Source organism: Shewanella zhuhaiensis (assembly GCF_022484835.1).
Taxonomy (GTDB): Bacteria; Pseudomonadota; Gammaproteobacteria; order Enterobacterales; family Shewanellaceae; genus Shewanella; species Shewanella khirikhana.
Genome location: NZ_JAKUDL010000010.1, coordinates 24,976 through 38,132, shown reverse-complemented (window position 1 = coordinate 38,132; position 13,157 = coordinate 24,976). Strand labels below are relative to the sequence as shown.

Below are 13,157 nucleotides of genomic sequence, written 5' to 3'. Positions count from 1 at the left end.
CTCGGAAGATGCTAATTTGTGTGTTGGCCAATGAGGCTGACAATCAAGAATAACCTATGTTCTGCAAGTGCTTGCAAGCAGGACAGACATACCTAGTAACTGTGGAAGTAAAGATGGAATCAACAGAAAAGTTGACCGACACCAACGCGATTCTCGCGTATTTATATGAAACCTTTCCTTTGTGCTTCGTGGCCGAGGGGGAAGCCAAGCCACTGAAGATCGGATTGTTTCAAGATTTGGCTGAAAGGTTGGCTGATGATTCTAAGGTCAGTAAGACTCAGCTGCGAGTGGCCCTGCGCCGCTACACCAGCAGCTGGCGTTACCTGAAGTGCATCAAGGCCGGTGCGGTTCGCGTCGATTTGGACGGCAACCCCTGTGGTGAGCTTGAGCAGGAACACATTGACCACGCACAGGCTACACTGAAAGAAAGTCAGGACAAGGCCAAAGCCAAGCGCGCCGAGCGCAGCAAGGCTGAAGGCGAGACCGCCGACAAGGCACAGCGCAAACCCAAGCGCAAGCCAGACGCTCAGCCACGCCGTGCTGCCAAGCCTGCTGCGAAAGACAAGCCAGGCCGCGGTGCACCCAAGGCACAACCAGTCGCTGTGAACCTGGTTCCAGCCAAGCTGGAAGAACTTAAAGTGTCACAACGTGTTAATGTAAAACTCGGCCAATCCCCAGTAGCCGGGTCTATCGTGGATATCAACAAAGGAGATGTTCACGTACAGCTGGATTCCGGCTTGACAGTTAAAGTCAGCGCCGATTATATACTGCTGTAATTCATTGAAGTTTAAGGAGTAGCTTGTTGGTGCGAAAACTTTCTCTGGCGGTATCCGTAGCGGGGATCCTGATGGGGTCCTCTGCGTGGGCGTTAGCCCCTGCCATTCAAATCGATGAGCTGCCTTCCTTGGTGCAGGAGCCACAACACAAAGTGGCCTCCAAGCGGGTAGCGGATCTCTTTACCCGCTCGCATTATCACAGATTCAGTCTGGATGATGGCTTCTCTGAGCAAATTTTCGATCGTTTCTTAAAGCAACTTGACTATCGCCGCAATGTGCTGACCCAAGCCGATGTGGCTGATTTCGAGAAATATCGTCATCAGTTCGATGACATGCTGAAGTCTGGCGATCTGACCGCGGCCTACGCCATGTTCGATCTGGCGCAGAAGCGTCGCTACGAAGGTTTTGCATATGCCTTGTCTTTGCTCGACAAAGAGATGGACTTCAGCGTAGCCGGCGATAAATACGCCTACGATCGCGAAGATGCGCCTTGGGCGAAAGATGAAGCCGAAGTGCATGAGCTGTGGCGTCAGCGGGTCAAGTATGACGCGCTGAACCTGAAACTCACCGGCAAAACCTGGCCCGAAATCGTTGAAGTGCTGCAAAAGCGCTACAACAACGCCATTAAACGCCTTGGTCAAACCCAGAGTGAAGACGTCTTCCAAAGCGTAATGAATGCGTTTTCCCGCAGCATTGAGCCGCACACCAGCTATCTGTCTCCACGCAACGCCGAGCGTTTCCAAATGGAAATGAATCTAAGCCTCGAAGGCATTGGTGCTGTGCTGCAGATGGACGATGACTATACCGTTATCAAAAGCATGGTGGCCGGTGGCCCTGCGGCCAGCAGCGAAAAGCTATCCCCTGAAGATCGCATCATTGGTGTAGGTCAGGAAGGTGGCTCTGTGGTGGACGTTATCGGTTGGCGCCTTGATGATGTTGTCGACCTTATCAAAGGCCCCAAAGGCAGCAAGGTCACACTGCAAATTTTGCCCAAAAAGGGCGGATCCAACGCCAAGCCGATGGAAGTGACTCTGGTGCGTGACAAAATCCGCCTGGAAGACCGCGCTGCGACGTCGAAAGTTGTTGAGCCAACCGAAGGCCAGTACGCCAATCGCAAAGTCGGCGTAATCCAAATCCCCGGTTTCTACATGAACCTGTCCCAGGACGTGGCCAAAGAGCTGCAAGCCCTGAAAGAGGCCAAGGTAGAAGGGGTGATAATCGACCTGCGTGGCAATGGCGGTGGCGCTTTGACCGAAGCTGTGTTGCTTACGGGGCTCTTTATCGACATGGGCCCAGTGGTGCAGGTTCGTGATGCCAATGGCAAAGTATCCCAGCACAGAGACAACGACGGCAAGGTGACCTACTCAGGTCCACTGACCGTGATGGTTGACCGCTACAGTGCATCAGCGTCTGAAATTTTCGCCGCGGCTTTGCAGGACTATCAGCGAGCACTGATTGTTGGTGAATCCACTTTCGGTAAAGGTACTGTGCAGCAGCACAAGGGTCTGGCCCGCATCTACGATCTGTACGAAAAGCCCGTTGGTCATGTGCAGTACACTATTCAGAAGTTCTACCGCATCAATGGCGGCAGTACTCAGCTTAAAGGTGTGACCCCGGATATTCCTTTCCCAAGCGCCCTTGAGCCGGGTGAATATGGCGAGGCGGAAGAAGATAACGCACTGCCTTGGGATAAGGTGCCTGTTGCCCAGTACAACACAGTTGCTGAAATTTCATTGCCTCTGGTGGCTGAGTTGGATGCAAGGCATCAGCAGCGCATCAAGAAAGATGTGGAATTCGGGTATATCTATCAGGATATCGAAGAGTACAAGCAGCATCACAAAGAGAAGTCAGTTTCTTTGGTTGAAAGCGAGCGGGTTGCCGAGCGCGAAGCCGACGACAAGAAACAACTGGATCGCACTAACGACCGCAGACTGCGTGCCGGTTTGGACAAGGTCGCCAGCCTCGATGATATCGATAAAGAGCTGGATGCACCGGATCCCTTCTTAGACGAAACAGCCTTTATTACGCTGGATCTGGTTGACGCCGGTAAGCTGGCCAAAAACCAGCGCTGAGCGGCAAATACCCAATAAAAACGCGCTTCGGCGCGTTTTTTTTAACAACAACTTGGCGCCATTTCCCTCTGGATTGAGATGGCCATGCAACAGCTAATTGATGGCTTACAGCGCCCAGCTTTGGGCGGAAGGCAGTGGCCAAAGAACACAGGAATTTTTTATGTCAGATCTTCAGGCAAAGCATTTAAAAGACTACCTTGCTCCGGCATTTACCATTGACGAGTTGCAGCTGAATGTTTCCCTTGCGCCGTCCACTACCCGTGTCGTTGCCACAAGTCAGGTCAGACGTTGCCGGGAAGGGGAGCCGCTGCTGCTCGATGGCGAAGGCTTTAAGCTGATGTCAGTAAAAGTAGACGGCCAGGATGCGCAGTTTGATGTGCTGCCAGGCCAGCTTAAGCTCGACTCGGTGCCCGATAGCTTTATATTGGAAATTGAGACCCTGCTCGATCCGGTTGGCAACACCAGCCTTGAAGGTCTGTACATGTCTGATGGTGCATACTGCACCCAGTGTGAAGCCGAAGGCTTTCGCCGTATTACCTATTTCCTTGACCGCCCGGATGTACTCGCCAAATATCGGGTACGTATCGATGCCCCCAAGGCCGGTTTTCCCTACCTGTTGAGTAACGGGAACAAGGTCGAAGCCGGGGAGCTGGATGGCGACCGCCATTATGTGGTGTGGGAAGACCCCTTCCCGAAACCAAGTTACCTTTTCGCCCTGGTTGCAGGTGATTTTGACTTGCTGCAGGACAGCTTTGTGACCCAGAGTGGTCGCAATGTAGCGCTGGAAGTCTTTGTTGATAAAGGTAACTTGCACAAGGCGCATCATGCGATGGCCAGCCTTAAAAAATCCATGGCCTGGGACGAAAGCCGTTTTGGGCTGGAGTACGACCTCGACATCTACATGATAGTTGCAGTCGACTTCTTCAACATGGGCGCGATGGAAAACAAGGGCCTGAACATCTTTAACACCAAGTACGTGCTTGCCGATACTGAAAGCGCCACCGACGATGATTTCCACGGTATTGAGTCTGTGGTGGGCCACGAATACTTCCACAACTGGACCGGTAATCGTGTGACATGTCGTGACTGGTTCCAGCTGAGTCTTAAAGAAGGGCTGACCGTGTTTCGCGATCAGGAATTCAGCTCCGACGTGGGCTCCCGTGCGGTGAATCGTATTCAGGCCATTAAAGTCATAAAAAATCAGCAATTTGCAGAAGACTCCGGCCCAATGGCCCACCCAATTCGTCCGCAAAGCGTGATTGAGATGAATAACTTCTACACGGTAACCGTATACAACAAGGGTGCCGAAGTTATTCGCATGATGCACACCTTGCTGGGTGAAGCCGGCTTTCAGGCGGGGATGAAGCGCTATTTCGAGCGCCACGATGGTCAGGCGGTGACCTGCGACGACTTTGTCGCGGCAATGGAAGACGCCAGTGGTGTCGATTTGAGCCAGTTCCGTCTGTGGTATAACCAGGCTGGCACGCCCACGCTCAAGGTCTCTGACTGCTTTGATGCCGCGAGCGGTGAATATCGCCTGGTGGTTTTGCAGCAATTGCCGCCACAGGCCGGTGACGATGCCAAGCCGATGCATATTCCCTTTGATGTGGAGCTGCTTGGCGATGATGGCACATCGATTGTCAATAAGGTGCTTGATGTTAAAGAGGCCCGCAACGAATTTGTGTTTGAGGGCTTAAGCGCCAGGCCTGTGCCGTCGCTGCTGCAAAATTTCTCAGCGCCGGTGAAGCTTGAGTATGACTTTACTACCGCGCAGCTTATCAGTCTGATGCGCCACGCAAGCGCTGAAGTGGCCCGCTGGGAAGCCTCGGTAAGCCTTATCAGCCGTGCTATTTGGGATAACGTGAATGTACTCCTTGATGGCGGTGATATGGCGCTCGATACCCGGGTTGCCGATGCCTTCCGCGCTGTGCTGCTCGATGCTGAACTTGATACCGAACTTGCCGCAGAAATTCTCAATATTCCGTCAATCAATGCCTTGATTGAGCAGGTCGACAGCGTGAACTTCGATGCCCTGGTTTCCGCCCGTACCTTTGTGTTGGAAGAGTTGTCAGCCAATCTCGAAGATGAACTGCTGGTGCGTTATCGCGAGCTTCAAAAGGTTGACTCAGCTCCGGCTCGAGCCCTTAAAAATGCCTGCCTCACGCTACTTGCCCGCGGCGGTTTGTGCCCGGAAGAAATGGTCGAGTCTCAGTTCAATGACAGCAATAACATGACAGACTCGCTGGCTGCCCTCGGCGCCGCCATGGCAGGGGAGCTCGATTGCCTCGACAGTTTGCTTGCACGCTTTGAGGCGCGCTGGGTGGATACGCCACTGGTGATGGACAAGTGGTTTATGTTGCAGGCCAGCTGTCAGGATGATGCCGTTCTTGGCCGTATCGATGCGCTGGTGAATCATAAGGCGTTCAGCCTGAATAATCCCAACCGGGTTCGCTCTTTGATTGGCTGTTTTGCTGCCAATAATCCGGTGCAGTTTCACCGCGAAGATGGCGAGGGATATTTGCTGTTGACCCGTTATCTCAAGCAGCTCAATGGGGTGAATCCTCAGGTGGCCGCGCGGATCATCACGCCGCTGATTCAGTTTGGAAAGTTCGATGAAGGCCGTAAGCAAAAGATGAAGGCCTGTTTGAACGAATTGTTGGCAATGCCTGAGTTGTCACGGGACTTGTTTGAAAAAGTGTCCCGCGCGCTGGCACATTAATACCGGTTGCCGGACGGTAACTTTGCCGTCCGGCTTTTTGTGGTTTCGGAGTTCAGGTCGTTGGAACTTTTCTTTAAACTTCGCGTTAGCTATGATGATTTTCTGCCCTACTATCAAGGGGCTGCAACAATGGTTGAAGTCAGGGATCTTCAGGGCAGGGTGCTTTGGATCAATGGACGGCACTTCAGGCCATTTGTTACAAGGGAAGGGGTTAACGGACTCTTTCGGCTCGAGTTGGATAAAAGCGGTAATTTTGTATCGCTGAATAAATTAGAGTAATAACTTTAAACGTTTGATTGATTTGATTTGGCTTATTTACCGATTTTGCAAATTTATAAGCTATTGAAAAAAGCTGACTAATCCTACCAGTTGTCGTTGAATTCGCCGACACGCAAAATAAATTCAAATTTCACCCCTGCGCTCAAGGTCGAAATGACTGCTAAGTGCTCAATTCTTTGGAAAATTTTCTCCGCTCTCGCCTTGCCGTGGCGATGTAATTGCTGTAACAATGGTGTTACCTGTAGGCTAACCAAGTGTTGGTTGCAATACCTATAAAAAAGAATCCAGCAGGTTACGGAGAGAAGCTAACATGAAGATTGTTAAAAAGGGTTTTAACAAGACGGCGCTTGCTTTGGGGGTAGCGTCAGCCCTGAGTATGGGAATACTGCCCAATGCTCAGGCGGTGTCATTTGACTGGGGCGATGTGAAGGGCTCGTTTGACTCTACCTTTACCCTGGGTGCCAGTTGGCGTGTGGATAAGCGCGACTGGAACGACCAAATCGGTAAGGTAAACCACCCCAGATTCGATTGGTCCAATTATTCTGCGTTTGGAAACACCAAGTACACCTCGGCCGAGATTTGGGCTCAGCCTGGTTCGTACTCAAGCAACAACGACTTAAGTAACCTGCTGTATTCTCAGGGCGATACCACGTCCGAAATTTTCAAAGGCCTGCACGAACTGTCGCTGAAGTATGAAAACTTCGGTCTGTTTGCCCGTGGTATGTACTTCTACGACCGCAAACTCAATGATGGCAGCTTTGGTTATTCCGACCCTATCACCGGCAAAGAGTTTGATCCCTGCGCCGACAAGCAGGCCAAAGAAGTGCAATGTAAGGATATCCGCCTGCTGGATGCCTTCGTATACGCCAACTTCGATTTCAACGATGGCCAGAACCCACTGTCAATTCGCGTGGGTGATCAGGTGGTGTCCTGGGGCGAAAGTACCCTTATTGCCCACGGTATCGGTGTTATCAACCCGGTTGACCTGAACATCCTCAATGCCCCAGGCGCTGAGCTGAAAGAAGCCTTCCGCCCACAGGGTATGGTATGGGCATCGTTCGGTATCAATGAAAACCTGAGCGTCGAAGCCTTCTATCAATACGATTGGGAACCCATTTGGGTACCGACGCCGGGCTCCATTTTTGCCACCAATGACTTTGCCGGTTACGGCGGTTATCAGCAAAATGCCCAGCTGGGCTTTAACTCCAACCCTGATATCAACCTTGATTTCGTTCAGGCCGAGTACGAGCGTCTGGCACAGATGATCCGCGGCGGCGCCTTCGCCAACGACACTGCGGCTCTGGTTCGTGCGGCACTGGCTTATCCAACCAAGGTAACCCTGGTTGAAGATGAGGCCGAGGCGAGCGACGATGGTCAGTACGGCGTCAAGCTCAGCTACTATTCACCAGAGCTGGGTGATACCGAGTTTGGTCTTTACTACATGAATTACCACAGCCGCCGTCCGCTCATCAGCGGTACTGCTGCCAACTTTGATGTGGTGCCACTGCTGACCGACATGGCTACAGTGGGCATGAACGCCGGTAATATCGATCGCGACCTGCTGCTGGGCCTTGAGAGCTTCTCCAAAGCGCAGATTGTGTATCCGGAAGATATTCAGCTGTACGGCTTCAGCTTTAACACCACAGTGGGCGAAACCTCGGTTGCCGGTGAAATTGCCCACCGTCAGGATGAGCCGCTGCAGATTGATGACGTGGAATTACTGTTTGCCGCCATGCCGCAGCAGCTTGCCAACTCTGACGTTGTAGGTGGTGATTACAGCTACTTGGATGGCCTGTCACAGTATACTTCGTACTTTGGCAAAAACGTCGAGCCAGGTGATTACGCCGAAGGCTTTATCCGCGTGGATACCACCCAGGCGCAGTTCACACTGACCCACCTGTTTGGCCCAACTTTGGGTACCGATAACCTGACCATGCTGGCGGAAGTAGGCGGCATCTGGATCCACGACATGCCTGAGCACGATGAGCTGCGTCTCAACGGTCCGGGTACTGCTCGCAGTGGTGGTAAGGAAGGTTACGAAGCCATTATTCAAATTCTGCACAATGGCCCTGAAACCAACCCATTCCCAACCGACTTCGCCTGGGGTTACCGTTTGGTGGCCAAGGCCGATTACAACAACCTGTTTGCCGGGATCAACGTGTCGCCACGGGTTATTTGGTCACACGACGTGGACGGTATTACTCCTGATCCACTGTTCCTCTTCACTGAGGGACGCAAGTCAGTGGCCTTTGGCATTAACTTTGATTACCAGAGCCGCTGGGGCGCCGATTTGTCCTACAGCAGCTTTTTCGGTGGGGTAGGTACCACCAACGCCATGAACGATCGCGATTATGTATCGTTCAATATCAAGTATTCTATCTAAAGGACAATAACAATGAAGAAACTTGCGATATTGTCTGCAGCGGTCATGTTTGCCTTGGGCAGCGGCGCTGCTATGGCGAAAGTCTCCGAGGCCGATGCGGCAAAATTGGGCACCAGTCTGACGCCACTTGGCGGTGAAATGACTGCCAGTGCTGATGGTTCCATTCCTGCCTGGAATGGCGGCATTACCGCCGCACCAGCCGGTTACAAGAAGGGCGACCACCATCCAGATCCCTTTGCCGGTGACAAAATCGAATACACAGTGACCAAGGCCAATCTGGAGCAGTACAAGAGCCTGTTGACCCCTGGTCAAATCAAGATGTTTGAACTGTATCCCGATACCTTCAAGATGAACGTGTATCAGACCCGCCGCAGCGCCTCTGCGCCGCAGTGGGTTTACGATGCCACCAAGGCCAACGCCAGCCGTGCTGAACTGGTACAGGGCGGTAACGGTGTAATTGGCGCTGCCGTGGGCATTCCGTTCCCAATCCCGCAAAACGGCCTGGAAGCCATCTGGAACCACGTACTGCGTTTTCGCGGTGTGGACATCGAGACCCAGCGTAACCAGGCTGCTCCTGCCAAGGGCGGCGGCTATACCCTGGTTGAATTGTCTGAGCAGCTGCGTTTCGAATACTCGCAGCCAGAAATGACACCTGAAAAGCTTAAAGAAAACAACACTCTTGCGCTTTTCAAACAGGTTGTTACCCAGCCTGCACGTTTGGCCGGAACCGCGCTGCTCGTAAAAGAGACTGTGGATCAGGAAGCTCTGCCACGTCAGGCCTGGACCTACAACACAGGTCAGCGCCGCGTACGTAAAGCGCCTAATGTTGCCTTCGATACCCCAGGTACTGTATCCGATGGTCTGCGTACCACCGACGACTACGATATGTTCAACGGCTCACCCAGCCGCTACAACTGGGAACTGGTCGGCAAGAAAGAGATCCTTATTCCGTACAACGACTATAAGTTGCACTCAGATAAGGTGAAATACGATCAGATTTTGACGCCTGGTCATATCAACCCTGATCTGGTCCGCTGGGAAAAGCACCGCGTTTGGGAAGTGAAAGCCACCCTCAAAGAAGGCATGCGTCACATCTACAAGACCCGCGTGTTCTATCTGGATGAGGACTCCTGGCAGGTGTCGGCCACCGATATGTACGACAACCGTGACGAGCTGTATCGCGTTGCTTTTGCCCACGGTCTGAACTACTACGAAGTGCCAACCCACTGGAGTACGCTGGAAGTGTTCCACGACCTGCAATCCCGCCGCTATCTGGCCATAGGTCTGGATAACGAAGGTAGCATGTACAACTTCGACGCCAAGTTGTCTGCCTCCGACTTTACCCCAGACGCGCTGCGCCGCGAGGGTGTGCGTTAATTCCGGTCTACCCGAGACAAGGGGCGCTTCTGGCGCCCCGATTTTTCAGCATTAGGACGTTTTTATGTTGCTGCGAACCCTGTTGCCCCTTTCGCTTCTTTCTCTGGCCATGACCGGTGCTATGGCACAGTCACCTGTTTCCCATCAATTGCAGCCCAATGCCGTCAAGAGCCTGCTGCTGGACATCGGCCGCGCCGGTGATCACATGGTCGCAGTAGGGGAGCGCGGCCACGTGCTTCTGGGCAATGGCAGCTGGCAGCAGGTGGAAACCCCAACCCGCGCACAGCTGACCAAGGTGTTCTTTGTGAACGATAACCTCGGTTGGGCGGTGGGCCACGACGCCACCATTATTCACACCCGCGATGGCGGTAAAACCTGGGAGCTGCAATTTTCTGCTCCCGAGCTTGAGCGTCCCTTTATGGACGTACTCTTTATCAATGAGTCCGAAGGTTTTGCCATTGGCGCCTACGGACTTTTTTATCAAACCCGCGATGGCGGCAAGAGCTGGCAGGACGTGTTTCACGAAGAACTGCTGTTTGATGAAGACAAAACCTATTTGAATGAGCTGAAAGAAACCGATCCTGACGCCTATGCCATCGAAAAGGCATCCTTGCTGCCGCATTTTAACCGTTTGATTAAGCTTGAAGATGGCCGGTTGCTGATGGTGGGCGAGCTCGGGCTGGTGTCAGTCTCCGACGATGGCGGCGCGAGCTTTAACCGCTTGCCTTTCGATTACGAAGGCTCGATGTTTTCCGCGATGCAAAACGGCGATTCCGTTTATGTGATGGGGCTTCGCGGGCACGTGTTCAGCAGTGGACTGGCTTTGGATGACTGGCAGCAGGAATCCTTGCCGGTGGAGTCCAGCATCAATGGCGGACTTGCCCGCAATGACGGCACCCTCTACTTTGTTGGCAATGCTGGCGTGGTACTGCAAAAATCCGGCAGTGATATCAAGCTGATTGCCCGCCGCCAGGGCGAAAACATTGTCGCCGCCGCCCAGGACAACCAGGGTGAAGTCTGGCTGGTCGGTGCCAAGGGGGTATTTGCCCTCAGCAGTGCCCTCGGAAAATGATCCGTTTACGCTTTTATAACGATAAAAACAGGACCTAAGCGATGTTGGAAAAACTGGTCAACGGCTTTGAAAGCTTTCTTTTTCGTCACCGTGGCTGGGTGATAAGCCTTTTTGTGCTGCTGACGGCCTTCCTTGGCTATCAGGCAAGCCAGCTGAAAATGGATGCGGCTTTCGTTAAGAACATTCCGCTCAACCACAGTTACATGCAAACCTACCTCAAGCACCAGAAGGATTTTGGCGGCGCCAACTCCATCATGGTGGCGGTGGAAGACACCAGCGGCAATATCTTCAATCCGGTGTTTTTTGATGCCCTGAAGAACGTGCACGATCAGCTGTTCTTTATACCCGGAGTCGACCGCTCACAGGTGAAATCGCTGTTTTCGCCGTCAACCCGCTTTACCGAAGTGGTGGAGGATGGCTTTGCCGGCGGCCCGGTGATCCCCGCCGATTACGTGAACGATACGATGGGCCTTGCGGTGGTGCGCGATAATATCGAGAAAGCCGGTATTGTCGGACGCCTGATTGCCGAAGATTACAGTGCTGCCATGGTGTCGGCACAGCTGATGGACTTTGACCCGCAAACCGGCGAACCGCTGGATACCATTGCGCTTGCGGCCAAGCTTGAGAGTGAGCTCAGGGGCAAGTTTGAAACCGATACCATTAAGGTACATATCATCGGCTTTGCCAAAATGGCCGGTGATGTGGCCGATGGCGCCAAAGGCGTGGTGCTGTTTTTCCTGATTGCCATTGCTATTACCGCGGTGATGGTGTTCCTGTTCAGCCGCTCTGTTGTGCTTACCTTGCTGCCGCTGGCGTGCAGTTTGATGGCGGTGGTTTGGCAGCTTGGCTTGCTGACCGTTGTCGGGTTTGGGCTCGATCCCATGTCGATTCTGGTGCCGTTTTTGGTGTTTGCCATCGGCGTAAGCCACGGGGTGCAAATCATCAATGCGGTGCGCCAACGGGTGCTAGATGGCCAGCAAACCAAGGCCGCAGCCGCATCGGCCTTTCGCAGTCTGCTGGTGCCAGGTGGCGTGGCGCTGCTGTCCGATACTGTCGGTTTTATTACTCTGCTTGCCATTGATATCGGCATCATCCGCGAGCTGGCGATTTCGGCGTCGCTGGGTGTGGCAGTAATTATCTTTACCAACCTTATTTTGCTGCCGGTGGTGATTTCCTTCTTTGATATCAAAGCCAAGGAAGACAGTGGCCGCGCCGAGCGTGCCAAGGCATTCTGGCAGCCATTCTCACGCTTTGCCGATATCCGCGTTGCTGTAGTGGTACTGCTTGCCACTGCCGGGGTGTACATGCTGGGGCTAAAGGGCGCCAGTGAGATGAAGATTGGTGACTTGCAGGGCGGGGCGCCGGCACTCCATGCCGACAGCCGTTACAATCAGGACACCTTCTTTATCACCGACCATTTCAGTATTACCACCGACGTGATGACCATTATCACTGAGGCCTACCCGGAAGCCTGTACTTACCACGATGCCCTTGAGCGCATCAGTGAGTTTGAATGGCAGGTGGGTAATACCCCGGGTGTGGAGTCCACCGCCAGCCTGGCGTCCATTGCCCGCAAGGTTAACGCCGGTTTTAACGAAGGTAACCCCAAGTGGGAAGTGCTGCCGCGCAACACTTCAAGTCTGGTGCAGGCTGTGGGGCAAATTCCAACCACGTCGGGGCTTTTGAACGGTGACTGCTCTGTGATGCCTGTGTATCTGTTCCTTAAGGATCACAAGGCCGAAACCATTGAAGCGGTTGTTGCCAAGGTGAAGGCTGTGTCGGCTGAGCTGGATACCGATAAAATCCAGTTTAAGCTGGCCTCAGGCCCGGTGGGCGTAATGGCGGCCACCAACGAAGCGGTGGCAGAGGCACAAACGCCAATGATGCTGTATGTCTATGGCGCTGTGTTTGTGCTGTGTCTTATCAGTTTCCGCTCCATTCGCGCCACCATAGCGGTAATTTTGCCGCTGTATGTGGTTTCTACTCTGGCGCAGGCCCTGATGACCAAGCTGGAAATTGGGCTTGCGGTCAGTACCTTGCCGGTGATTGCCCTCGGTGTGGGGATTGGTGTGGACTATGGCATTTATATTCTGTCCACCATGGCGGTAAAACTGCGTGATGGCATGGCAGTACAGCAGGCTTATCTGGAGGCGTTGCAGGAGCGGGGTAGTGCGGTGATCTTCACTGGTCTGACCCTGGCGATTGGGGTGAGTACCTGGTTCTTCTCGGCACTTAAATTCCAGATGGATATGGGAATTTTGCTGACTTTCATGTTCCTGGTAAATATGCTCGGGGCCATTATTATTCTGCCGGCACTGACGGCATTGTTCTGGCCCAAGCGCCGATAAACCGTGAATTTGGGGAGCTTTGCTCCCCAATTGTTTTAAACAGCAGACTGCATAGTTACTCTTTTGATGTGAATCCTTGTTCTTAACATTCCGTTAAAGTCCCGCCATTACTGGATTTCTACAGGATCTAC

Annotated in this window: 8 protein-coding genes; all 8 read left to right on the top strand. The window is 53.0% G+C overall.

What is annotated here, in order from left to right:
- Positions 1-113 precede the first annotated feature (113 nt).
- The 8 genes from proQ to MJ923_RS19045 all read left to right on the top strand — a co-directional run bounded on the left by proQ (position 114) and on the right by MJ923_RS19045 (position 13,026).
- Positions 114-776, top strand: a complete 663-nt coding sequence (proQ, locus tag MJ923_RS19080) for an RNA chaperone ProQ (RefSeq protein WP_240592454.1) — start codon at positions 114-116, stop codon at positions 774-776.
- A gap of 29 nt (positions 777-805) precedes the next feature.
- Positions 806-2,848 carry a carboxy terminal-processing peptidase gene (prc, locus tag MJ923_RS19075; protein ID WP_240592453.1) on the top strand — a complete coding sequence of 681 codons (2,043 nt, stop codon included), beginning with the start codon at positions 806-808 and terminating at the stop codon, positions 2,846-2,848.
- A 160-nt stretch (positions 2,849-3,008) separates the two neighbouring features.
- Positions 3,009-5,567 carry an aminopeptidase N gene (gene pepN / locus MJ923_RS19070; RefSeq protein WP_240592452.1) on the top strand — a complete coding sequence of 853 codons (2,559 nt, stop codon included), beginning with the start codon at positions 3,009-3,011 and terminating at the stop codon, positions 5,565-5,567.
- Between the two features lie 60 nt (positions 5,568-5,627).
- Positions 5,628-5,846 (top strand): DUF2835 domain-containing protein, encoded by a 219-nt coding sequence (locus MJ923_RS19065; protein WP_126166749.1) that lies wholly within the window; start codon positions 5,628-5,630, stop codon positions 5,844-5,846.
- Positions 5,847-6,156: 310 nt separating this feature from the next.
- Positions 6,157-8,229 (top strand): DUF1302 domain-containing protein, encoded by a 2,073-nt coding sequence (locus tag MJ923_RS19060; protein ID WP_240592451.1) that lies wholly within the window; start codon positions 6,157-6,159, stop codon positions 8,227-8,229.
- Positions 8,230-8,241: 12 nt separating this feature from the next.
- Entirely contained in the window at positions 8,242-9,606 is a 1,365-nt protein-coding gene (locus MJ923_RS19055; protein WP_240592450.1) for a DUF1329 domain-containing protein, read from the top strand.
- Between the two features lie 64 nt (positions 9,607-9,670).
- The gene (locus MJ923_RS19050) at positions 9,671-10,678 is read left to right on the top strand and encodes a WD40/YVTN/BNR-like repeat-containing protein (RefSeq protein ID WP_240592449.1); all 1,008 of its coding nucleotides are present in this window, start codon (positions 9,671-9,673) and stop codon (positions 10,676-10,678) included.
- A gap of 41 nt (positions 10,679-10,719) precedes the next feature.
- Entirely contained in the window at positions 10,720-13,026 is a 2,307-nt protein-coding gene (locus MJ923_RS19045; RefSeq protein ID WP_240592448.1) for an efflux RND transporter permease subunit, read from the top strand.
- Positions 13,027-13,157: the final 131 nt, after the last annotated feature.